General features: G+C 70.6%; 15 protein-coding genes and 1 pseudogene. 5 read left to right on the top strand and 11 right to left on the bottom strand.

Annotation, left to right across the window (positions count from 1 at the left end; all coding sequences use genetic code 11):
• Positions 1 to 86: 86 nt before the first annotated feature.
• A complete protein-coding gene (locus ABZ656_RS43310) occupies positions 87 to 623 on the bottom strand; it encodes a DoxX family protein (protein ID WP_101400179.1) in 537 nt (178 codons plus the stop codon).
• A 235-nt stretch (positions 624 to 858) separates the two neighbouring features.
• The gene (locus tag ABZ656_RS43305) at positions 859 to 2,157 is read right to left on the bottom strand and encodes a hypothetical protein (RefSeq protein WP_101403685.1); all 1,299 of its coding nucleotides are present in this window, start codon (positions 2,155 to 2,157) and stop codon (positions 859 to 861) included.
• A 170-nt stretch (positions 2,158 to 2,327) separates the two neighbouring features.
• Here ABZ656_RS43305 and ABZ656_RS43300 point away from each other — a divergent pair, with 170 nt between their 5' ends.
• The gene (locus tag ABZ656_RS43300; protein WP_360276025.1) at positions 2,328 to 3,245 is read left to right on the top strand and encodes a DUF4429 domain-containing protein; all 918 of its coding nucleotides are present in this window, start codon (positions 2,328 to 2,330) and stop codon (positions 3,243 to 3,245) included.
• A 38-nt stretch (positions 3,246 to 3,283) separates the two neighbouring features.
• On the opposite strand, the gene ABZ656_RS43295 is transcribed toward ABZ656_RS43300, so the two are convergent.
• Positions 3,284 to 4,078, bottom strand: coding sequence for a class II aldolase/adducin family protein (locus tag ABZ656_RS43295; protein ID WP_101400177.1), 795 nt, complete (start codon positions 4,076 to 4,078; stop codon positions 3,284 to 3,286).
• A gap of 189 nt (positions 4,079 to 4,267) precedes the next feature.
• On the opposite strand from ABZ656_RS43295, the gene ABZ656_RS43290 reads away from it, so the two are divergent.
• Entirely contained in the window at positions 4,268 to 4,786 is a 519-nt protein-coding gene (locus ABZ656_RS43290) for a pyridoxamine 5'-phosphate oxidase family protein (protein WP_101400176.1), read from the top strand.
• A 9-nt stretch (positions 4,787 to 4,795) separates the two neighbouring features.
• On the opposite strand, the gene guaA is transcribed toward ABZ656_RS43290, so the two are convergent.
• Complete coding sequence (gene guaA / locus ABZ656_RS43285) at positions 4,796 to 6,376, bottom strand: glutamine-hydrolyzing GMP synthase (RefSeq protein ID WP_099921075.1); 1,581 nt, start codon at positions 6,374 to 6,376, stop codon at positions 4,796 to 4,798.
• A 545-nt stretch (positions 6,377 to 6,921) separates the two neighbouring features.
• Between guaA and ABZ656_RS43280 the strand changes: the two genes are divergently transcribed.
• Positions 6,922 to 7,239 (top strand): chorismate mutase, encoded by a 318-nt coding sequence (locus ABZ656_RS43280; protein WP_225900882.1) that lies wholly within the window; start codon positions 6,922 to 6,924, stop codon positions 7,237 to 7,239.
• A 566-nt stretch (positions 7,240 to 7,805) separates the two neighbouring features.
• On the opposite strand, the gene ABZ656_RS43275 is transcribed toward ABZ656_RS43280, so the two are convergent.
• The gene (locus ABZ656_RS43275; protein ID WP_360276021.1) at positions 7,806 to 9,104 is read right to left on the bottom strand and encodes a hypothetical protein; all 1,299 of its coding nucleotides are present in this window, start codon (positions 9,102 to 9,104) and stop codon (positions 7,806 to 7,808) included.
• Positions 9,105 to 9,327: 223 nt separating this feature from the next.
• Between ABZ656_RS43275 and ABZ656_RS43270 the strand changes: the two genes are divergently transcribed.
• The gene (locus ABZ656_RS43270; RefSeq protein ID WP_360276018.1) at positions 9,328 to 10,302 is read left to right on the top strand and encodes an LAETG motif-containing sortase-dependent surface protein; all 975 of its coding nucleotides are present in this window, start codon (positions 9,328 to 9,330) and stop codon (positions 10,300 to 10,302) included.
• A gap of 148 nt (positions 10,303 to 10,450) precedes the next feature.
• Here ABZ656_RS43270 and ABZ656_RS43265 read toward each other — a convergent pair whose 3' ends face one another.
• Both ABZ656_RS43265 and ABZ656_RS43260 read right to left on the bottom strand, forming a co-directional pair.
• Entirely contained in the window at positions 10,451 to 12,256 is a 1,806-nt protein-coding gene (locus tag ABZ656_RS43265; RefSeq protein ID WP_101400173.1) for a GMC family oxidoreductase, read from the bottom strand.
• Positions 12,257 to 12,313: 57 nt separating this feature from the next.
• Positions 12,314 to 13,951 (bottom strand): succinic semialdehyde dehydrogenase, encoded by a 1,638-nt coding sequence (locus ABZ656_RS43260; RefSeq protein WP_101400172.1) that lies wholly within the window; start codon positions 13,949 to 13,951, stop codon positions 12,314 to 12,316.
• Between the two features lie 546 nt (positions 13,952 to 14,497).
• Here ABZ656_RS43260 and ABZ656_RS43255 point away from each other — a divergent pair.
• Complete coding sequence (locus ABZ656_RS43255; RefSeq protein WP_360276014.1) at positions 14,498 to 16,492, top strand: glycosyltransferase family 2 protein; 1,995 nt, start codon at positions 14,498 to 14,500, stop codon at positions 16,490 to 16,492.
• 215 nt (positions 16,493 to 16,707) lie between these two features.
• Here ABZ656_RS43255 and ABZ656_RS43250 read toward each other — a convergent pair whose 3' ends face one another.
• The 4 genes and pseudogenes from ABZ656_RS43250 to ABZ656_RS43235 all read right to left on the bottom strand — a co-directional run.
• On the bottom strand, positions 16,708 to 18,387 hold the full coding sequence (locus ABZ656_RS43250) for a protein kinase (protein ID WP_360276011.1): 1,680 nt from the start codon (positions 18,385 to 18,387) through the stop codon (positions 16,708 to 16,710).
• 103 nt (positions 18,388 to 18,490) lie between these two features.
• Positions 18,491 to 20,167, bottom strand: coding sequence for a protein kinase (locus ABZ656_RS43245; protein ID WP_360276009.1), 1,677 nt, complete (start codon positions 20,165 to 20,167; stop codon positions 18,491 to 18,493).
• Between the two features lie 110 nt (positions 20,168 to 20,277).
• Entirely contained in the window at positions 20,278 to 22,026 is a 1,749-nt protein-coding gene (locus ABZ656_RS43240; RefSeq protein ID WP_360276028.1) for a serine/threonine-protein kinase, read from the bottom strand.
• Between the two features lie 164 nt (positions 22,027 to 22,190).
• A pseudogene (locus ABZ656_RS43235) lies at positions 22,191 to 23,716 on the bottom strand (serine/threonine protein kinase); the annotation flags it as partial.

Genomic DNA, 23,716 nt, shown 5'->3' with positions numbered 1-23,716 from the left:
CGTCCAGTACGAGGACTTCCGGCCGGCACGCCGAGAGCACGCACCGGACGCCGCTCCTTGACGGGCAAACGTTGCCTGCCGCGGCACTAGTAGCGGAGGTTTCCGGACCGTTGGCTGCGCCTCGCGCGCAAGGCCGCGTCGACGGAGAAGACCGATGCGCCCGCGAGGACCAGGGGCAGCCAGGCCATCAGGTAGGCGAGGTCGTTGCCGTAGTAGTACGGGTCGGAGGCCCAGCTCACCGTCAGCCACAGGCTGAGGGAGATGAGCGCGCCGCCGAGGGCCGCGAGGCGGGCCAGCAGGCCGATGAGAGTGCCGATGCCGACGGCCAGTTCGCCGAAGGCGATGGCGTAGCCGAAGCCGACGGGGCTCTTCAGGGCGAGGTCGACGAGGGCCGGGATCGCGGAGGAACCGCGCACATTGCGCATCAGGTCACCGATCGAGCCGGAGCCGGAGTCGGAGAGGAAGGCGCTGTTGGTGAGTTTGTCGATGCCGGCGTAGATGAAGGTGACGCCGAGGAAGACGCGCAGGGGCAACAGGGCGTAGCGGGTGGCGGTGTCCCGCCAGTCTCGTCCGCCGCCGTCGAGATAGGGGGTTTGGGTGTCCGACCGCATACCGTGAGTCATCGCTCTCCGCCGCCTCTCGCCACGTGCCGTTGACCCCTCAACAGACCATACGTACGAGAACGGGTTCCCGCTCAACGCTCGGGGCCAGTTTTTTTCGATGGCGCGGGCGCGCCCCCAAAGGGCGCGCAGAACTGCGCGAACGGCCCCCACCGGCCCGCAGTCGAACGACTCCGGTGAGCCCACCCGCCCTCATTCGAACTTACTCCGGTGAGACCCCCGCCCGCAGCCGCGGGGTTCAGTCGGTCACCTCGATCTGGCAGCGGTTTGTTTCCACTCCGGCTGCCGTTACGACCTGGACCTCCACCCGGCCCGGTTCCACGTCGACCGGAACCGGCACGGTCAGGACCGCGTCCGTGGGGTTGCTGAAGCCGCCGGGGACCGGCACCAGGGGGACATGAACATGCACCGCACCGATGCGGACGACCATGCGGGACAGACGGTCCGCGCTCTGGGCGCCGGGCGGGACGAAACCGGCGCCCCGGATCTCGATGTCGTCGCCGGTGCGGATCGGCGCGTCGAGGTCGCCGGCCTCGCGGGAGCGGACGACGGAGAGGATGACCGGGCGGCCGCCTTCGGCGTACTTCCCGGCGAGGTAGGTGGCCGCCGAGACGAGGACCAGGAGCGCCAGGCCCCAGGGGAGGTCGGGCAGTTGTTCCGGGCGCCTGGCGAGCCGTACCACCGCGAAGACCAGGGCGACGGCGCCGATGACGACGTACTGGATGTCGGCGAAGCTGCCCCGGCCGGAGTCGTCCGTGAGGAGGTCGGCGGCGCGCGGCCGGTCCGCGCGTACCTTCTGCAGGCGTTGCCCGAGGACCCGCAGGCCCACGACCCGGCGTACCAGCACCGCGATCGCGCAGACGACGGCGACGACGGTCACCACACCGGCACCGCGCGCGAGTTCGAGGCCGGCGATCAGGTCGTCGCGCTTGCCGTGGGCGGAGGCCGCCGCGAGTTGGCCCACGAGGACGAGGACGGCGTAGACGACGAACAGGACCCAGCCGGCGGCCATCGCCCGCGAGGTGGAGAGGCGGTTGTCCTCGCCGACGACCGGGGCGAGGGCCCCGCCCCGTGCCCGGTGCAGATAGCCCGCGCCCGTCAGCCCTGCGGCCACCACCAGAGCGGCCAGCAGGCCCGCCGTGCGCGCCGCCGTCCAGCCCGCGCCGATCGCCGTGAGGGCCTGGACGATGAGCAGGGTCAGGACGGCTCCCCACACCGCGTACGCCGTGCGTCGCCACAGGCGTCCCAGCCATGCCTCGCCGTCGACGCGTCCGCGCTCGGCGACCAGGTCGGCGGACTGGGTGAGTTCGTCGGAGACCCACTGCCGGGACGCGGACGCCGAGTGCGCGACAGCGGCGGGCAGTCCCTGTCCGGACGCCAGCTCGTCGCGCTTGGCGAGGAACGCGGCGACGGCGCGCCGGTGCCCCTCGCGCGCCCCGTGCGGACAGTCCCCGCAGGTGCAGCCGCCCGTGTGCGCCGCCCCCTGTCCCGCGCCGAGCCCGCCACCGCGCTCCGCGCCGTGTCTCGCCTCCTGCACCGCCACGCCCGCTGCCGCCTTCCCCGCGCCGAGAGCTGCCTCGCAAGCCTTCCAACTGCCTTGCGATGACAGGGCATTGTGCCGCACGAAACAGTGCTCGCGTCGGGCAGGTCCGGTCAGCGCGGGTGAAGCGGGGGACCCCGTGTTGACCCGGCTGCGAGAATTTCCCCATGGCCGAGATCATCCAGCGCGACGGGACCTGGGCCTTCGACGGCAGCACGGTCAGGATCACGCCGGGACTCCACCGCTCCGTGCCGTTGTTCCGGCAGACGTACGGAGAGATCGCCGTCCCCCTGGAGGCGGTTTCAGGCATCGTCTACGAACCCGAACGCAAGCGCGGCAGACTGCGCCTCAGGCTCCGTGAGGGCGCCGATCCGCTGCTCCAGGCGACCGGCGGGCGCCTCCCCGACGCGGCGGACCCGTACCGGCTGACCGTCGACATCGACCGTACCGGGGTCGCCGAGTACGTCGCCGAGGAGATCCGGCACGCTCTGCTCCTGGACCAGATCCCCAAGGAGCCGGCGAGGGCCTTCCTCCTCGCGGGGCCGCCCGTGCCCGTGTCCGTCCGGTCCAGCGACGGCACGGTCTCCTTCGACGGCGCGCACGTGCGGATCGACTGGGCGGACACCTCGGACCGGGTCAAGCGGGCGACGGGGCCGCGGATCATCGCCGTCGGGGACCTGATGCAGGTGGAGTGGCTGCCCAACTCCGGGTACGAGGACGGGTTTCTGCGGTTCGTGACGCGCGAGACCGTGTTCTCCAAACTGCCGCCGGAGAAGGACCCGTTCGCCCTCGACCTGTGGGGCAGCGCCCGCCGCGACCTGCTCACGGCACTCGTCGCCGCCGCGGTGACCGCCCGGCTGCCGCACCCGTCCCTCCGGGCGGGCGAGCACATCGACCGGCCGCCGCAGCTCACCGCCGCGACGGGAGCGGGATCGGCACCGGAAACAGCGTCAGTACCGGCCCAGGCCGACCATCACGACGTACTGCTGCGCCGACTGCGGGAGCTGGGCGAGCTGCACCGCGACGGTGTCCTCACGGACGAGGAGTTCGCGGCGACCAAGGCGGCCGTACTGCGGGGTTTCTAGCCGTCGCGCTCCGGAACTCGGCTGAGGAGGTCCGGTATTCAGCTGAGGAGGTCCGGTTCGCTGCGGCTGATGTCCTGCCACAGCGGCTGGTAGTTGATCCACGCCACCAGATCGCCGCCGAGCTGCTCCCGGGTCGCGACCGCCTGCTTGTGGTCGATGATGATGGGGCGGCCCGCGGCCCGTGCGGTCAGCTGAACCTGGCTGGAGCGCTCCATCGACAGGAACCACCAGGCCGCCGCGTCCACCGAGTCGCCCACGGTCAGCAGCCCGTGGTTGCGCAGCACGAGCGCCTTGCGGGTGCCGAGCGCGGAGGCGATCCGGCGGCCCTCCTCGGTGTCCACGGCGACACCGGTGTACGAGTCGTACAGCGCGTGGTCCTCGTAGAAGGCGCAGCTCTCCTGGCTGATCGGGTCGAGCAGGTCACCGAGGGCGGACAGGGCGCGGCCGTTCACGGAGTGGCAGTGCGCGACGGCGACGACGTCGGGGCGGGCGGCGTGGACCTGGGCGTGCACGGTGAACGCAGCCTGGTTCACGTGGTAGCGGCCCTCGATCACCTGTCCGTCCTGGTTGGCCATGACCAGGTCGCTCACGGTGACGTGCTTGAAGGGCATCCCGAAGGGGTTCACCCAGAAGCAGTTGCTGTACTCCGGGTCGCGCGCGGTGATGTGACCGGAGACCCCGTCCTCGAAGCCGAGCCGCCCGAAGATCCGCAGCGCCCCCGCCAACCGCTCCTTGCGATGGCGTCGCTCGTCGTCCGACGAGTCGTACATCGGCGGCATGGCGAACTGCAGCTGGTCGGTGGGCAGGGGCACGGGCGGCGTGGGCCCTTGCATAGGTCCTCCAGCACTGGCGTGGCCGATACGGAGCGGAAGTTACCTCTGGTCGGTGCAGGAGAACAGAGCCGTTCGGTGAAGAGAGTGCGCAACCGTTACGAGAGGGCCGGGGCCGCTGCCCGAGAGCGCTTGCCGAGCGGCCGCCAATACCCGACAGTACGTGTCTGGTATTGGCGTCACACTCACCGTATGAGCGCTGCCAACGGCCTTACCGAGAGCCCTGCCGAACATACGGACCCTGCGCGCTGGGGCACCTTCGTCGCCGCCGAATCCTCACTCGCCCGGTCGGTCGAAGAGCGTTTCGGGGCCTTCACGCACCACGTCCTCGCAACTCTCCGCAAGGACGGTTCGCCCCGGACCACCGGCCTGGAGGTGCGTTTCCTGCGCGGCGAGCTGTGGCTCGGCATGATGCCGGACTCGCTCAAGGCGCTCGACCTGCGCCGCGACCCGCGCTTCGCACTCCAGGCGAACCCGGGGCCGGGCACGGCGATGGGAGGCGGGGACGTCCGGATCAGCGGACGGGCCATCGAGGTCGACGACGGGGCGGCCAAGGCCGCGTACGTGAAAGAGGTGGAACCGCCGGAGCCGTTCCACCTCTTCCGCACCGAGCTGACGGAGGTCGTACGGACCTACGTCGAGGACGACACGTATCTGGTCGTCGAGATCTGGAAGCCCGGAGAGCCGGTGCGGACTCTCAGGCGGACCTGACGGGTGGGACTACTCCCACTCGATCGTGCCCGGGGGCTTGCTCGTGACGTCGAGGACGACTCGGTTGACGTCCGCGACCTCGTTGGTGATGCGGGTCGAGATCTTGGCGAGGACCTCGTACGGGAGGCGCGACCAGTCGGCGGTCATCGCGTCCTCGGAGGAGACGGGGCGCAGCACGATCGGGTGACCGTACGTGCGGCCGTCGCCCTGGACGCCCACGCTGCGGACGTCCGCGAGCAGGACCACCGGGCACTGCCAGATGTCACGGTCCAGACCGGCCGCCGTGAGTTCCTCGCGGGCGATGGCGTCGGCCTCGCGGAGCAGGTCGAGCCGCTCCTTCGTCACCTCGCCGACGATCCGGATGCCGAGGCCCGGGCCCGGGAAGGGCTGGCGCTGGACGATCTCGTCGGGGAGACCGAGCTCCTGCCCGACCATCCGGACCTCGTCCTTGAACAGCTTGCGCAGCGGCTCGACGAGCTCGAACTCGAGGTCCTCGGGGAGACCGCCCACGTTGTGGTGGGACTTGATGTTGGCCGTGCCGGTGCCGCCACCGGACTCGACCACGTCCGGGTAGAGCGTGCCCTGGACCAGGAAGGCGACGTCCTCGCCCTCCGCGGCCTCGGCGATGATCTCCGCCTGGGCCTGCTCGAAGACCCGGATGAACTCCCGCCCGATGATCTTCCGCTTCTCTTCCGGGTCCGAGACGCCCTTCAGCGCGGTGAGGAAGCGCTCCTCCGCGTCCACGACCTTCAGCTGTACGCCGGTCGCGGCCACGAAGTCCTTCTCGACCTGCTCGGTCTCGCCCTTGCGCATGAGGCCGTGGTCGACGTACACGCAGGTCAGCTGGGAGCCGATGGCCTTCTGTACGAGGGCGGCGGCGACGGCGGAGTCCACACCGCCGGAGAGGCCGCAGATGGCGCGCTTGTCGCCGACCTGCTCGCGGATGAGGGCGACCTGCTCGTCGATGACGTTGCCGGTCGTCCAGTTCGGCGTGAGGCCCGCGCCGCGGTACAGGAAGTGCTCGAGCACCTGCTGGCCGTGCGTGGAGTGCATGACCTCCGGGTGGTACTGGACGCCGTACAGCTTCTTCTCGTCGTTCTCGAAGGCCGCGACCGGGACGACGTCCGTGGACGCCGTGACCGTGAAGCCCTCGGGGGCGGCGCTGCACGCGTCGCCGTGCGACATCCACACCGACTGCTCGTCCGGGGTGCCCTCGAAGAGGGTCGATCCGGACTTGGAGACGTGCAGGGGCGTACGGCCGTACTCGCGGGCGCCGGTGTTGTCGACCGTGCCGCCGAGGGTCGTCGCCATCAGCTGGAAGCCGTAGCACATGCCGAAGACGGGGACGCCGGACTCGAAGATCGCTCGATCGAGACGGGGGGCGGCCTCGGCGTACACCGACGAGGGGCCTCCGGAGAGGATGATCGCCGCCGGGTTCTTGGCGAGCATCTCCTGGACCGGCATGGTGCTCGGCACGATCTCGCTGTAGACCCGGGCCTCGCGGACGCGGCGGGCGATGAGCTGGGCGTACTGCGCACCGAAGTCGACGACCAGGACGGTGTCGGGGGCGGCGGGGGACGCTTCTGGCACGGTTTGCCTTCCGGCGGTGAGCAGGGGGTGTGGGGTACCGAGTCTACCGGGGGTCCACGGGGGTGTGCCTGCGCCGGGTTTCTCCGCCCCCGCCGCCCCTGCCCGTCCCACCCCAGGGGCTCCGTCCCTTCGACCCCGACCCCCGCGGGGCTCCGCCCCCCGCACCCCACCGGGGGCTACCGCCCCCAGGACCCCCGCATCGCCCTAAGGGCTCGTCCTCAAACGCCGGACGGGCTGAAGGTGCGGGGCGAAGCCCCGCTTTTAGGGGCGCGGGGAACTGCGTGAACGGCCCCCGGCCCGCCGTCGAAGAGACTGGGGCGCCCCGTCCGCATCCCGGTTCCGCATCTCAGTATCCGAAGCCGCTTGGACTTGGCACGAGCCTGTGGGCATACTGCTTTCATGCTCATGCAGACGACCTTCCTGTTTACCTATGGCAACCGGCCCACCGGCTGCCATGGTCGTGCTGCTTGAGCAACTGACAAGCGACTTCCCAGGCGCCCCGGGCCGACAAGGCCCGGGGCGTCTGTCGTTTCCTGGTCCTGCCGATCCGGGGCACCTCATCCCAAGAGGAGCCCACCATGGCCGACGTACTCGACAAGACCGGCGCCCGTACCGACGAGGCGGCAGATGTGATCACCGGCGCCCGTGAACGCATCGACGCCCTCGACGACCGGATCATCGGCCTCGTCCAGGAACGGATGGCCGTGTCGAAGGTGATTCAGGAGGCCCGGATCGAGTCCGGTGGCCGCCGGGTGAACCTCTCGCGCGAGATGGAGATCCTCGCCCACTTCAGGGACGCGCTCGGCAAGCCCGGCACCTCGCTCGCCATGACGCTGCTGGAGCTGTGCCGCGGCCGCGTCTGACCCCGTACGCAACGTACACAACGTACGCACGTACGCATGCCCTCTCACCCGTACGGCGCGTGACCGGGGCGCCGCGGACTTCGTTGGTCCTGGTGTCCGTGCCAGCCAGGGGCGGGCCCGAAAGAACCACGCGTGGCTCCACTGGGGCGATGAGACGTACGGATCGTGCCGTACGTCGTGGGACCTCGTCCCAGGGGTGTGACCGGACGGCAGGGGACAGCAGCCCGGTCACTCAAGAGAACGGTCGGCTCCGGGGACGCCCGGAGCCGTCCGACGGAATCTGTTCAACGGGCCGAGCACACCCCCCAGGCTTTGGCTTCCGCTCCACTCCGCTCCACGGTCCCAAGTCCCGTACCCCGTGTCCGTCCCCCCGTATCCGTACCCCTGTCCGTACCAAGACCCGCGGCGCAACCCCCGGCGCCGCTCCCCAGGCACCGGCGCTGCCCTGACGTCGGTGCTGGCGAAGAAGGGCCCCGCGGTCTCCGTCCCGCGGGGCCCTTCGCATGCTCGTCAGATCCCGTCAGGTCTCGTCAGATCCCATCGGATCCCTTCAGGTGCGGGTGCCTTCAGGTGCGGGACAACGTGCCGCACGTCTCCGTGCCGGAGTGCTGGATGTCCCGGCTGCGGTCGTACGGGTCGGTCGTGGGCCCCGTCGGAGGCGCGCCGGTGGGGGCGGCCGAGTCGAACTCGGGGTGCAGGAAACCGTCGTAGACATCGCAGGCGGTGTTGCCGAGGTCCTGGTCGTACCGGATGACCGACAGCTTGCCGGGAGTGGCCCGGTACTTCCGCGGGTCCAGGAGTTCGAGGTCGAGGACGCGGCGCACGATGGTGCGGGCCACCTCGGCCGAGCCCCCGCCGGAACCCACGGTCGGCGCCCCTGACGTCTCCGTCGCCCCCGACGTCTCCGTCGCCCCCGACGTCTTCGATGCCTGGCCGGCCTGGATCAGGGGGTAGACGAAGGTGTAGTCCATGTGGATGGCGACGGACCCGTGCGCGCCCGCCTTGAACGTCATCCGGCCACGGACCTTGACCACATCTCCGGCGGGCCGCACCTCGGCCGGGTCGAACCGGCTGAAGAGCATCAGCGGATCGTGCTTCTTGCCCGGCGCGCGCAGCCAGCTGTTCACGTCGTCGAGCATGCGGGGCTGCTTCGGGTCGAGGACGGCGAGCGCGCTCTCGGGGCGCTCTCCCCGCAGGGTTCCCGGGGCCAGGTTCGCGCCGACGAGCAGGGTCTTGGCCAGTTTCAGGGCGGCGGCCACCTGCGCGCTCGTGAACGTACCGACCGGCGTCGCCTTCGGTACGACGATGGCGGCGGCGCCGTCGGCCCAGCGCGCGGCGGGCGAGCCGGCGAACGGCCTGTCGAGGGTGGGCGTGTCGGGCGCGGCGCTGGAGGGAGCGGCGGTCGGAGACGCGGTCTCGGCGGGCAGCGCGGCGGCGGACGCGCCCCCGGACGGCGTACCGGACGACGCGTTGGACGACGTGCCGAAGGGGTCGCCGGGCAACAGCGACGGCTTGACCGCCACCAGCGCCACGGCGATCGCGACGGGCACGCCGAGGATCGCCCACAGCCGGCGCCGACGGGACGCGCGCCCGTCCGTCTCCCTCCCCCAAGCTCTCGACTTCGCTCGACCAGGGGGGACCCCCATGGCCGGACCCGTTCGCCACCCCTCCGGCTGGGCGCCCTTGGCGTCCTTCTGCCGGAGCCGCTCGGTCACCATGCGCGCCCGGGCGGACGGCTCCTTCGGCGCCGAACTGCGGATGTCACGTTCGGTGTCGCGGGCGAACCGCTCCCACACGTCGTCGGGGACGGAGGGTTGCTCGAACTCCCCGGACTCCCCCGCCTCTTCGGGCTGCTTGTCAGACACGAGGATCAGTTCTAAGTGGATCGAAAGCCTGTACACAAGGCAGATCCGTGCCGATCCGTGTGTGACACAGCCCACATAAGAATTCTGTGAATGAAGACACAACCGTTCACGGGTTTCGCGGGTCACACCTGCTGAACCAACGGCCACACCCGCGCCCCACACGCGGAGGCCTCATCCCATACGAGTACCGTGACGACGCGGTACCGGACTTTCCGAGGTCTTCATGAAGCTTCGCCGTGCCATGGCCCTGGCGGCCGCAACGGCAGCAATAGCCCCTCTGGCGCTGCTTTCGGCGCCGGCCGCGTTCGCGGACGAGAGCCCCTCCCCCACCGCGACGGTGTCCGAGTCCGCGAGCGAGTCCGCGTCGGCGTCCCCGACCGAGACCACGTCCGCGCCCGCCGAGACCACGTCCGCGTCGGCGACCGAGACCGCTCCGACTTCGAGCGCCTCCGCCACCACCTCGGCCTCCGCGACCCCCGCGCCGAGCACCACGTCGCCGGAGCCGTCCGACACGCCGGAGCCCGAGCCGTCCGAGTGCCAGGACTCCAAGGTCGACGTCTCCATCTCCGGCCTGCCCGGCAAGATCGCGGCGGGCAGCGGTTGGCACAAGTTCTCCCTGAACGTGCTCAACAACTCCAAGTCCACGCTGAACGAGCTCGGCTTCTTCGCCGGCGCGTCCTCGGACAAGGCCGGCGACAACCTCTTCCAGAGCAAGAAGGTCCAGCTCCAGGCGTACAACGAGGACACCAAGGCCTGGGAGGACGTCGACTCCGAGGGTTACGCGGTCGGTTACGTCGGCTACACCGACGAGCTCAAGCCCGACTACGAGGTCGACATCCCGCTCCGTATCAACGTGAAGTCCAGCGCCCCGGTCGGCGCCGGCTTCTCGCTCGGCGCCAGCATCTACGGCGACACGGACGGCCAGTGCACGGGCTTCGGCGAGGTCGCGTACAAGTTCCAGATCGTCTCCTCGGGTACCGACACCGATGGCACCAAGCCGCAGGAAGGCGGCAAGGTTCCGGTCTCGGACAAGCCGGCCGACAAGGGCAACACCCCTGAGGTCAACGGCAGCCTCGCCGAGACCGGCTCCAGCTCCGCCCTGCCGATGATCGCGCTCGCCGGTGGCATCGCTGTCGTCGCCGGTGCGGGTGCGGTGTTCGTGGTGCGGCGTCGCAAGTCGGGTGACGCGACCGCCTAAGCGGTGAGCGGCACACCCACGTAGGCAGCACGCCTCGTAAGAAAAGAAGGACCTGGGCTCGGAGGGGGGCACAGGTCCTTCTTCGCGTTCACGTGAGCCGTCCGCCCTTGCGTACCGCTTACGGCTGTACCGCTTACGGCTGTACCGCTTACGGCTTCGGGGGCACCGCAGGCATCCCCAGGAACGGCAGCCGCAGCGCGCCGAAGGCGTCCGCGGGCACCGCCGGGTCACGGGGCTCGACCGGCTTCAGACGCTCGTACGCCGTTCCCTGCGCCGGACGCGGGTCCGTCTCGCCCTTGTTGGGCCAGTACGACATCGCGCGTTCGGCCTGGGCGGTGATGGTGAGGGACGGGTTCACCCCGAGGTTCGCGGAGACCGCGGCGCCGTCGACGACGGAGATGCCCGGGTGGCCGTACAGCCGGTGGTACGGGTCGATCACGCCGGTCTCCCGGGAGTCGCCGATCGGGCAGCCGCCCAGGAAGTGCGCCGTCAGCGGCGTTCCCATCAGCTCGCCCACGTTGCTGCCCGCGAAGCCGTTGATCTCCGCGGCGACGGCGGACGCCGCCTCGGACGCGGCCCTGATCTGCTTGGGGTTGGGCGCGCCGTGGCCCTGCCTGGCCGTCAGCAGGCCCTTCCCCGCGCCCTTCGGCTTCAGGTAGGTCGTCAGGGAGTTGTCCAGCGACTGCATCACCAACCCGATGATGGTCCGCTCGGACCAGCGGCGGTTGGAGAGGGAGCGGAGAACAAGAAGGGGGTGCTTCACCGCGTTCGCCAGCCATCCCGCCACCCTCGACGAGCCTTCCGCGTACGGGACCTGGAGGATGGACAGGCCGCCCATGGCGTTCGAGCCCTTGCCGTAGCGGACGGGCTCGATGTGGGTGTTCTCGTCCGGGTGGATCGACGACGTGATGGCGACACCCTGGGTGAAGTCGGCCTTGGGCGTGCCGTGCGCCTTGCGGTAGCGGCGGTTGTCGGTCTGGGCGCCCACCAGCGCCTCCGAGTTGGTACGGGTCAGCTCGCCCAGCCTCGGGGAGAGGTACGGCAGTTGGCCGCCCGCCTTCATCCGGTGCAGCAGTGTCTGCGTGCCGTACGTACCCGCGGCGATGACGACCCTGCGCGCCTTGAATGTCCGCCCTTCGCCCTTGCGCTTCTCGTCCGTGGGCAGGGTGGCGACGGCGTATCCGCCCTGCGAGTCGTCGGTGACGGACACGACGGTGGTCATCGGGTGCACGACCGCGCCCGCCTTCTCCGCCAGGTAAAGGTAGTTCTCGTTGAGGGTGTTCTTCGCGCCGTGCCGGCAGCCGGTCATGCACTCGCCGCACTCGGTGCACGCCTTGCGGGCGGGTCCGGCGCCCCCGAAGTAGGGGTCCTCCACCTCACCGCCGGGCCCGGCCTTCGCCGTGCCGTCCGCGTCCTGCCCGTCGCCGAAGAAGACGCCGACGGGCGCCATGTGGAAGCTGTCGCCGACGCCCATCCGCTGCGCGGCCGCCTTGAGATGGACGTCGGAGGGGGTCATCGTCGGGTTGAGCCGTACGCCGAGCATGCGGCGGGCCTGGTCGTAGTACGGCTTCAGCTCCGCCTGCCAGTCGGTGATGTCCTTCCACTGCGGGTCGTCGAAGAAGGCCTTCGGCGGTACGTAGAGGGTGTTGGCGTAGTTCAGGGAGCCACCGCCGACTCCGGCGCCCGCCAGCACCATGACGTTGCCCAGCAGATGGATGCGCTGGATGCCGTACATGCCGAGCGCCGGCGCCCACAGGTAGTTCTTGATGTCCCAGGAGTTCTTGGGCAGCGCGTCGCGGGTGAAGCGACGGCCCGCTTCCAACACGCCTACGCGGTAGCCCTTTTCGGTGAGCCTGAGGGCCGTGACCGAGCCACCGAAGCCGGAGCCGACGACGATGACGTCGTAGTCGTACGCGGTGTCGTCCGGGTTGTGGACGGAGTTCTCCTGTGACACGTGCTGCTCTCCTCATTGAGAACGTGGTGCGGCCTGACGGAGCCCTTGCCGGGGCCCTTATCGCAGCCTGAGCGCCTTCATCACCCTCAGGCTGCGGCTCATGAACTCCGCGTACTTCTCGTCGTCCATGCCGAGCGAGGGCGCCATCGGCAGCAGTCGCTGCTGGGCGACGGTCTGCGCCTCGGTGTACTTGAGGATGCCCTCCGAGCCGTGTCGGCGGCCGAGGCCGGAGTCCTTCATGCCGCCCATCGGCGACTGGACACTGCCGTACGCGGGCGCGTATCCCTCGTTGACGTTCACCGTGCCGGTGCGCAGCCGCGCCGCGACCGCGCGTCCGCGCCGCCCGTCCTTCGTCCAGACGGAGGAGTTGAGGCCGTACGACGTGGAGTTGGCGAGTTCGACGACCTCGTCGTCCGTCTTGAAGCGGTAGAGGGAGACGACGGGCCCGAAGGTCTCCTCGTTGCAGACGGCCATGGGAGCCTCCACGCCGTCGAGGATGGTGGGCTCGTAGAAGTAGGGGCCGATGTCGGGGCGGGCGACGCCACCGGCGACGACCTTCGCGCCCTTCGCGACCGCCTCCTCCACATGCCGGGTCACGGTCTCCAGCTGCCGCTCCCCCACCAGCGAGCCCATGTCGGCGCCGTAGGCGAGGGAGGTGCCGAGCCGCATGGCCTTGGTCCGGGCGGCGAAGCGCTCCGCGAACGCGTCGGCGATGGACTCGTGGACGTACAACCGCTCGATGGAGATGCAGAGCTGACCGGCGGAGGAGAAGCAGGCGCGGACGGCGCCCGCGGCGGCCTTGTCGATGTCGGCGTCCGCCAGGACCACCATCGCGTTCTTGCCGCCGAGTTCGAGGGAGACGCCGACGAGCCGGGCGGCGGCGCCCTGGGCGACCTCGCGGCCGGTCCGGGTGGACCCGGTGAAGGAGACGTAGTCGGCGTGCTTGACGACTTCCGGCCCGACGACCGGCCCGTCCCCGATGACGACCTGGAAGACCTCGGCGGGCAGCCCGGCCTCGATGAGCAGGTCACGCGCCCACAGGGCGGTGAGGCAGGTCTCGGTGTCCGGCTTCATCACCACCGCGTTGCCCGCGACGAAGGCCGGGAGCGCGTCGCCGACGGAGAGTTCGAGGGGGTAGTTCCAGGGTGCGATCTGACCCACGACACCGCGCGGGTGACGCAGTTCGGTGACCTTGGTGAGAGTGGGCATGGCCCCGGCGTGCCGCTTGGGGCGGAGGTAGGCGGGAGCCTTCCTGCCGTAGTGGCGGGCGGCCACGACGACGGCCTGCACCTCCTCGTGCGCGTGCAGCCGGGCCTTGCCGGTCTCCAGCTGGATGAGGTCGAGCACCTCGGCCTGGCGGGCGAGCACCAGGTCGTGGAAGCGGAGCAGGACGGCGGCGCGCTGCCGTACGGGCGTGGCACCCCAGGCGATCTGCGCCTTACGGGCCCGCTCGAAGGCCTCCTGTACGTCCTCGGGGGTGGACTCGGGCAGGTCGGCCAGCTTCTCGCCGGTGAACGGGGTGTGGTTGGCGGTCCGTCCGGAGCCGACGACACCCTTGGTGAGCTGCGCGACCAGCTCGGGCGTGACCACGTCGGCGGCGGTGCGGGCGCCCACGGGAGCGGGGGCGAGGGGGTTGGTGCCGGTCTTTTCCGACTTGACCGTGCCGGTGATTTCCGAGGCCTGCGAGTCCGTCATGAGGCGCAGCGTATGACGGAGCGGGGGCTTTGGGTACCCGTTGGTAACTCGCTTTCACCGACTGCACACACCGCGCCAGTGGGCACTGGCAGCGAATGCCCTGATCAGGGCGTTGTTCGGGAGCTCAGCGCCGTCTTGCCGACGTCGAGGCGTGCGCGGGCGCTCGTGAACAGCGAGGTGCCCCGGCGGCGTGCGCGGCATCCGAGGCGCCCTTTATGTCGCACTTATGTTCCGCCCATGTCCAACGATTACCGCAAGGGAAATTTCCCAGGAAAATCCTCTTCTGTCGCACCGCCCTTTCCCGCACCAATTATCCAGAGCGCCGTTTTCGGGAGAAAGCGTGAGCGAATCGGCCATTCGAGAAGTGAGCTGAACCACACTCGGGGCCCTCACTTCACTGAGCATTCATGTTGAACGCACCGGCGACTCACGGTATGTTCACATCTCTGTCGGCACCTTCTCCCACATATATGGATCTTGCTTACGCGGTTTCCCAAGTGGCCAGCGAACGAGGGGCGTGCCCCGTCTTGCCAGGAGAACGTGACGATGGCTGTGCCCACTGTTTCGGTGATTGTCGCTGCTTATAACGCGATGCCCTACCTGACACGGTGCATTACGTCCGTCGCCGATCAGAGCATCGGGCAGGACAAACTGGAGATCATCGTCGTGAACGACGGCTCCACGGACGGCACGGCCGCCGAACTCGAGCGACTGTCCGACACGTATCCGGCCCTGATGCGGGTGATCCATCAGGAGAACTCCGGTGGCCCCTCCGCCCCGCGCAACCGCGGACTCGACCACGCGCGGGGACAGTTCGTGTTCTTCCTCGACGCCGATGACTACCTGGGGCCGGAGGCCCTGGAGCGCATGGTGGCGATGGCCGAGGAGAACGGCACGGATGTCGTCCTCGGCAAGATGGTCGGTGTGGGCGGACGCGGCGCGCCCACCTCCATGTTCCGGCGCGACCAGCCGAAGACCGACGTCTTCTCCTCGCGGGTCTACTGGACCCTGAACCCGATGAAGCTGTTCCGCCGCGAGCTCCTGGAACGGCACCACCTCCGCTTCCCGACCGATCTCAAGATCGGCGAGGACCAGATGTTCGTCGGCCCGGCGTATCTGCACGCCTCGGGGATCTCCGTGCTGGCCTCGTACGACTGCCTGTACTGGGTGCAGCGGGACGACGACGGCAACATCACCCTGCAGACCGGGGGCTCCGAGCCCCGGCTGCGCTTCCTGCCGCGCATCGTCGACGTGATCCTGGAGAACGTCCCGGCCGGCCCGGGCCGCGACCACCTCGCACACCGGCATCTGACCGTCGAGGTGCAGCAGCTCCTCGGCCATGTGGCGCGCGAACCCCGCGAGCTGCAGCAGAAGCAGCTGGACCGGTTGGCCGACGCGATCGCACCGCTGTGGCACGAGGGGCTGAACGACCAGCTCTCGGCGATGGCCCGGCTCCGGCTCCACCTCGTACGGCACCGGATGCTCGACGAGGTGCTCGAACTGACCAGGTTCGAGAAGCAGCTGGCCAAGAGCAAGGTCGCCACCCCCGTACTGGTCGACGGCGGCCGGGCCTACGCCCGCTACCCCTTCCTCCGCGACCCCGCCCGCTCCGTCCCGGACAGCTGCTACGACGTCACCGACCAGCTCGGCCTGCGTCACCAGGTCACCCGTGCCGAGCTGCACGGCACCACCCTCCGCCTGGCCGGGTTCGGGTACCTCCACCGCGTCGCCACCGAGGACGTCACCACCGACCTCGTCCTGCGCGAGCGCGACAGCGGGACGGAGTACCGGCTCCCCGTCCGGCACACCGCCACTCCGGGGCTCGGCGCGCACGAGGACGAGGGCGCGTACACGTACAACAAGGCCGGATTCGAGACGACCGTCGACATCGACACCGCCGCCGCCGGCGCGCCGCTCGGCGACGGACTGTGGGACATCTCCCTGGCCGTCGGCGCCCAGGGGCTGTCCCGTGAGGTGCGGATCGGCAGCAAGCGGGCCCTGGACGTCTCCGGCACGGCGGACACCCGTGTCGTGGACACCACCCTCGGCATTCGCGCCGTCACCCTCTACACCACCAAGCCGCACGGCAACTTCACGCTCGATCTGGGCGAGAAGAAGAACCGGGTCCTGCCGCACCTCAAGTTCGGGGAGTCCCGCTGGAACGCCAGCAACCCCACCGAACTGCTGATCACCGGCCGCTGGACCCTCGGCGCCTACCCGGACGGCCCGCTGGCCCTGGCCCTCAGCAACGACAGCGGCGCCACCGCGGCCTTCCCCGTCGCACGCACCGCCCACTCCGACACCTTCACCGCCCGCGTACCGGTCTCCGACCTCGCCGCCGGTGTCTGGACCGGCGAGCTTCGACTCTCCGGCTGGTCCTTCGCCCTGCCGAAGATCCCGAAGGACCTGGAAGCGAGCAAGTGGCGCCGCCGGGGTCTGCCCTGGTACGCGAAGTCGGCTTCCGGCTCCGGCGGGCGCTTCGCCCTGCTGGTCACGAAGACCGACCTGGTCAAGGCAGTCGCGGGCAAGCTGAAGGCGTGACCGCCATCACCTCGGGCGGCGCTTCACCGACTTGACGTTTCCTTGACCTTTACCACATAGTCCTTTCACCTCATGCACACGGCAGCACGGTGGCCACGTACTACTCGCTGAACCTGGCCGTGTTCCTCGCCGAGGGGAAGCCCAAGGAGTACGGCATCCCGGCCGACCTCATCAAGGCCCAGGCCGCCAAGCTCGCCTGAGCCCTCGCCAGGACCTTACAGCCGGTCGATGTCCAGGTTCGCGATCGCCGTCCTGGCGACTTCACGGCCGCGTGCCGTGAAGTCGCCCTTGCCCGGATAGCTGATCGTGAACTTGTACATGTCGCCCTTGGACGACTTGTAGTAGAAGATCTTCACCTCGCGCGGGCGCGGGTTCTGGCTGTCGGTGGTCGTGTAGACGACGGTGTTCTCGGCGGCCTGCCTGCCGCGGTACTTCGCGTTCTCCGGGGCCGTCCGCGGGGCCTCGGGCATGCTCAGCTCGTACGCGCCGCTGCCCTTGAAGTCGTCGTTGTCGGCGTACATCTCGGCGGCCGAGGAGTCCTTGATCCGGTGGCTCGTGTCCTCGGACTTCTTGATCAGGGTCAGGCCGATCCAGATGCTGCCGCTCCAGTCGGTGTACGTGACCCAGTGCCCCTTGTCCGACGTCCGGTCCGGCGTCGATCTCTGGTAGCCCGCGGGCGCCGCCAGTGTCGCGGCGACGTCCGTCTCGTGGTGCTTCTTCCAGCCGTCGGGCAGCGGCCCCGCGAACGGGTTCGCGAACACCAGGTACGCCGCCACCGCCGCCGCGACCACCACCGCGCCGAGGCCGATGAACAGGGGCGTGCGGCGCACGCGCAGCCCCTTGCCGCCCGGACCCGCGATCTGCACCACCTGCGTCGGCTCCGGAGCGGGTGGCGCGGCGGCCTCCTCCAGCATCCGTCGGACCCGGTCCGCGCCGGGGCGGCGGGACGGCTCCTTGTCCAGCAGCCCGTTGATGGCCTCCGCCAGCGGTCCCCGCACCGAAGCGGGCGCCGCCGGGGTGGAGTTGAGGACCGACTGGAGTGTCGCGGGCGTGTTGCTGCGACGGAAGGGCGACATGCCCTCCGTGGCCGCGTACAGGACGACACCGAGCGACCAGAGGTCGCAGGCCGGGCCCGGACGCTGGCCCAGCACCCGCTCCGGCGCGATGTACTCCGGCGACCCGACGAAGCCACCCGTGGCCGTCAGATTCGTCTCGCCCTCGATCTGCGCGATACCGAAGTCGGTGAGGACGACCCGGCCGTGCGGGCCGAGCAGCACGTTGTCGGGCTTGACGTCCCGGTGCAGGATGCCCGCCGCGTGCGCGGCCTCCAGTGCGCCGAGCACCTCCAGACCGACACGCGCCGCCTCAGGCACCCCGAGCGTGCCCTCCTGGAGGGCTGCGCCCAGCGAACGGCCCCGCACCAACTCCATGACGATCCAGGGCTGTCCGTCCACGACCGCGACGTCGTGGACGTTCACCACCGCCGGGTGATCGAGCCGGGCCGCGGCGCGCGCCTCGCGACGCATCCGCTCGAAGACATTGGCGCGTTCACGCTCGGGAAGGTGGTCCGGGACGCGGGGTTCCTTGACGGCGACCTCACGGTCCACCGTCTCGTCCTTGGCCCGCCAGACCGTCCCCATCCCACCGTGACCGAGCTTGCCGAGCAGCCGGTAGCGGCCCGCGATGAGCCGCCCGGTGCCGGGGTCGGGATCGGGATCGGGCGCGGTCACGGGATCGGGCGCGGTCACGGGATCGGGATCGGGCGCGGTCACGGGATCGGGATCGGGATCGGGCGCGGACTCGACCGTCGGCTCCGGAGCGACCCGGGTCGGCGGTTGCAGAACGAAACTCGTCGGCTCGTCGGACCCGTAAGGGACTCCCCCGTTGTTCCTCATGGGTCCATCCCTATCGCGGCACGCTCTCCGGCATCCAGGCCCGTCGCGCACCGGTCACAGACCCGTGACGCGGACCGTCCCTTATCTCCCTTTTATCTGCCGTCTACGAGGCCACGAAGGTGTCCAACGCCACGTCGAAGTACTCCTTCGCCTCCGTCACCTTGCCGACCGGCGCCGACACCCACACGTCGTACAACCGGCCGCCTTGCTCCCAGCAGAGGTCGTACGTGTGCCGCGCACCCTCCGCCGTGGTGAAGCCGTTCCAGGTGAACTCCCAGAGCGCGGCGGGCTGTCCGTCGTGCGTGGTCGAGGTGACGGTGCCGTCGTGGTAGCCGGGGTTCGTGGACGACCCGTCGGCGTCGGCACGCCGCATCACCGCGAGCGGGCCGCCCGCCTCGGGGTCGGTCGCCTTGATGCCGAGGCGGAAGGTCTGGCCCGGCGACAGGTAGAAGATCCGCTCGCCCTCCGGATCGCGTGTGAAGCCGTCCGGCACGGCGAGCGAGAACCCGTCCGGGTCATGGACCGTCCGGTAGCCCGAGGGCGCCGTGCCGGAGGCGGCGGTCGGCTTCTGCTGCCGGGTGACGGTGACCGTCGGGGCGGGGCTCGGTGAGGCCGAAGACCCCGGCGCTGCGGGCGCGCTCGGGGAGTGCGACGCGCTCACGGACGTGCCCGGCGCCGAACTGACGGACGGAGTCGACGTACCGCCCCCGCCGCCTCCGCCGTGGTTCACCAGCAGCGCCGCCGAGACGCCGGCCCCGGCCACGGCGGCGACCAGCGCCGCGACGACGAGCATGGTCCGCGCCGACCGCTTCGGGGCACGGCCGGGCACGGCGGCAGGAGGAGGAACCGGCGGAGGGGAGGGGTGCGTGGCCTGTTGGGCGGGCGATCTCCGCTTCGGTACGTCCCGTTGCGTGGGCGCGTAGCCGGCCGACGCGGCCCTCGGCGTACGGCCCGTCTCCAGGAACGCCTTGAGCAGCCGCTCCGCCTCCAGCGCGTCGAGCCGCCGCTCCGGATCGCGCTCCAGCAGCCCCCGTACGACAGGCAGCAGGGGCGCGGCCTGCGCGGGCGGGCGGATCTCGTCCATGACGACGGCGTGCAGGATGCCGCCCAACGAGTCGCGGCGAAAGGGTGATTCGCCGCTCAGGACGGTGCAGAGCAGCGCGCCGAGCGACCACAGATCGGACTCGGGTCCGGTCCTGACGCCGGACATCCGCTCGGGCGCGGTGTACTCGGGCGAGCCGACGAACGACCCGCTCTCGGTGAGGGTCGTGGCGCCCGCGACCTGGGCGATGCCGAAGTCGGTGAGCACGACACGGTCGGTGCCCGCCTCCATAAGGACGTTGGCGGGCTTGAGGTCACGGTGCAGGACACCCGCGTCGTGCGCGCGGCGCAGCGCGCCGAGGAGGGCGAGGCCGATCCGGGCGGCCTCGCGCGCGTCGACAGGACCGTCGGCGGAGATCCGCTCGGCGAGCGAGCCGCCGTCGATCAGCTCCATGACGATGTAGGGCCGTTCGTCCTCCTCGACCACGTCGTGCACGACGATGATGTGCGGGTGGTGCAGCTGGGCGACCGCGCGGGCCTCGCGCAGGGTGCGGTCGCGCTGCGTCCGGGCCTCGTCGTCGGAGAGCGAGTCGTCGAGGGCGAGCTCCTTCACCGCGACCTGCCGGGCGAGCAGCTGGTCGGTGGCGCGCCAGACGACGCCCATGCCGCCCCGGCCGATCCTGGCCTCCAGCCGGTAACGGCCGCCGATCACACGGACGTTCTCCCCCTCGGTCCCCATACGCCCCATCATGCCGCACCGGACGGACGCGCTCCGAGCACCGGACCGCGCGATGGCTGTTATCCGGCCTTGTCAGACCGGTTGCGGTCAGTTCGTGTCCGTCCGGCCCGTCAGGTCTTGGGGAGCCAGCTGCGGAGAATCACGTCGAACTGCCGGCGCGCCGTGTCCCAGTCCGCCGCGGGCGAGGACATGTAGATCGCGTACTCGACACCCTCACGGCTGAGGTACGTCTGCTCGATCGCCCGCCGCTTGCCGGGGAACGGCGTCTGCTTCGCCAGCGCGGTCCAGGTGAAATCCCACAGGGAGCCCGGGCAGTCGCGGAACGTGTTGGACTGCAGTTGCACCCGGTGGTAGTCGACCAGCTTGGTCAACTGCTCTTCCAGGTCCTGCTGGTGTGCGAACGGGGTGGGAAAGTCCGGCGAGTCGTCGATGGCGATGCGGACGAAGTGTTTGCCGCCGTCGGGCGTGTAGTCGACCTGGTTGCCGTTGGCCTGCCGCTGCCAGGACTTGTCGGGCAGGGAGATGGTGAAGCCCTCGACGTCGTCCCGCTGCACCCAGGAGCCGGGCCCGGCGCCCGACGGCTCCCGAGTGCTCGAAGTCGCGGTCGGGGTGCTCCCGGGCTTGGTGGTGCCGGGGTTCGCGGTGCCGGGCGAGCCACTGTTGTGGGTGTCGTCGCTCCGTGCGCCGTTCAGGTAGTTCATGGCCACGGCGCCGCCGCCGCCGATCAGGGCGGCGAGTACGACGACGAGGGCGATCGTACGACCGCGGCGCCGTCTCCCGGACGCGCCTCCGGTGCCGGTGCCGTCGCCCATGGGCCCGGGCGCCGGCGCATGAAGCGTCGGCGTCGCCCCGTGCGCGCCCGATCCGTGCGCCACGGACCCGTGCGACGCCGTGTCGTGCGCCCCCGGTCCGTGGGGCGCGGCGCCGTGGGATCCCCTCCCATGGGGCACCGTCCCGTAGGCCGCCACCGGCTGCGCGCCCATCCCCATGGTGCCCGTGTCCACATGCTGTTGCGTCGGCACATACGCCTGCGCCGCACTCGGCCTGCGCCCCTCCGCGGCCTCGGCGAGCATCTGCTCGGCCTCCTCCGCACCGGGCCGCACGGCCGGGTCCTTGTGCAGCAGCGCGGTGATGACGGGCCCGAGCGGACCGGCGTGCTGCGGCGGCGCGGGCTCCTCGTCGACCACGGCCTGCATGGTGGTCAGCGGCGAGGTCCGCCGGAACGGCGACCGCCCCTCCACCGCCGTGTACAGCGTCGCGCCGAGCGCCCACAGGTCGGCGGACGGACCGGGGTCGTGCCCGCGCACCCGCTCGGGCGCCAGGTAGTCGACCGAGCCGACGATCTCGCCGGTACGCGTGATGGTCGTGTCCCCCTCGACCTGCGCGATCCCGAAGTCGGTGAGCAGTACCCGTCGGTCGGAGGACAGCAGTACGTTCCCGGGCTTCACGTCACGGTGCAGTACGCCGGCGGAGTGCGCGGCGCGCAGGGCGCGCAGCACCCACAGCCCGATCCGCGCCGCCTCGGTCGGTTGGACGCGCCCCTGCTCCTTGACCTCGTCGGCCAGTGAGTTGCCCTCGACCAGTTCCATGACGATCCAGGGCCGGTTGTCGTGATCCAGGACGTCGTGCACGGTGACGACGGCTGAGTGGTTGATCCGGGCGGCGGCCCGCGCCTCGGCGTGGGTGCGCGCCAACAGCACGACCCGGTCACTCTCCGTCACATACAGCGCGGCCGTCAGCTCCTTGATCGCGACGGCACGGTGCAGCACTTCGTCGTGCGCGCGCCACACGCGGCCCATGCCACCGCTGCCGATGGATTCGACAAGTCGGTAGCGGCCCGCGAGGAGCAGGCCCTGCATCTGATTCACGTTTCCCCGCAATGGTATTGACAGGGTCAGACTAAAGAGCGGTCCCCGCGCAGGGAACCGGCGGGGTCGTACGGAGACCGCACTGTGACGGTTCTCCCTTCGGGGTACGGGAGGGAACCATTCGGCGTTCAGCGGTTCATGACTAAGGGAATTGCTCAGCCGGTGACTCGGTACGTCGCCGACGCCTGCTCGTACAGTCTCGTGACCTCGTCCCGTTCGGCCTCCGGGCCGCGGACCTGCACCACGTGGTAGTGCCCGCCGACGATGATCGCGAGATTGCGGACGTACAGTGACTGCCCGGCGGAGTCCTGCCAGGTGAACTGCCCCTCCGCCATGGTCCGTCCGCCCACGTCGATCCGCCGCATCCCGCTGGACGTGGCCCACGTCGAGTCGCGGAACGGCTGCAACTCGCTCTCGGTCTCCCGCTGGTACGTCAGCGGATCGCTGCCGTACTTGCCGGTGCTGTCCCGTCCGGGAACGACGATGAGCTCGAAGTCGCCCTGGGAGTAGACCACCTGGCCGCGCCCGTTCCTGGGCGTGCGGTTCCAGCCGTTGGCCACGGCGACCTGGAAGCCCTCGGAGTCCTTGCGCAGGGTGAAACCCTGGCCGACCGCCGGGTCGTTGGACTGAGAGGTCGTCGAACTGGCGCCGCCCGAAGGGTTCGTGTCCGTGCCGGGAGAGGTCTGGTCGGGGCGCGGCCGGCTGCTGGCGCTGCCGTCGGTGCCCGTAGTGTTCCCGGGTGCCGGGCTCACCTGGCCCGCGGAGCCGGTCCGTTCGCCGTTCGCATCGCTGTTCGGGTCGGTCTTCTTCGGCATGAAGACCATCGCGTACGCGACCGCCGCGGCCAGCAGGAGCAGGACCAGCAGGACCAGGTTCCGGCCCAGCTTGCGCGGCTTGGCCGTCTCCGTCGACCTGGCCGGCCTCGCCTGCCGGTCCGGCTTCGCACGCTTGTGGCGGGCGTGTGCGCTGGTCGCGGGCAGTCCGGCCCGGCGCCTGCGGACGAGCTCGCCCCTGCGCCGTACGATCGGCAGCCGGCGGGGGTCGACGGGCGGCGCCGCGACGACGTGCGCGCCCGCCTCGGGCTCCGGCGCGGACCGCACCAGCGAGCGCAGCCAGCCGCTCAGCTCCTCGAAGTCCAGCCGCTCGGTGGGGTCCTGACGCAGCAACGACTCCACGACGGGCCGCAGTGGTCCGCACTCCTCGGCGAACGCGGGCGGCTCCGCGCAGACCAGCTGCACCAGCTCCGCGGTGTTGTCCTCCGGGTAGGGCGCGTGTCCCTGCACGGCCCGGAAGAGCAGGGCACCCAGCGCCCACAGATCGGTCTGGGGGCCGATCGGCGCCGCCAACTGCCAGTTCTCGTGCACCGGCCCGGCCTGCTCCGGCGCCCATCGCTCGGTCACCGGACCGACGACGGCCATCCGCGCCTGCCGGGCCCGCTCCGCGGCGAGCGCGGTGGCGGGTCCGCGCCGCGGGGGCGCACCGGCGACCAGCTCGTCCCAACGGCCGTTGGGGGTCGGGGCGGGGGTGGACTGCTGTCCGGGCACGAGGGCGGGGGTGCCGTGGTTCTGGATGCCGGGGTTGTGGGGGCCCTGGGCGCCGTGGGGGCCCTGGGCGCCGTGAAGGTCTTGGGCGCCGTGGGGGCCCTGGGCGCCGTGCGGCGGAGAGCATGCCGTGGCCGACG

The organism is Streptomyces sp. NPDC007095, from assembly GCF_040634475.1.
GTDB lineage: Bacteria > Actinomycetota > Actinomycetes > Streptomycetales > Streptomycetaceae > Streptomyces.
Note: the sequence above shows the minus strand (reverse complement) of the source record. Positions and strands in the feature narration are given on the sequence as shown.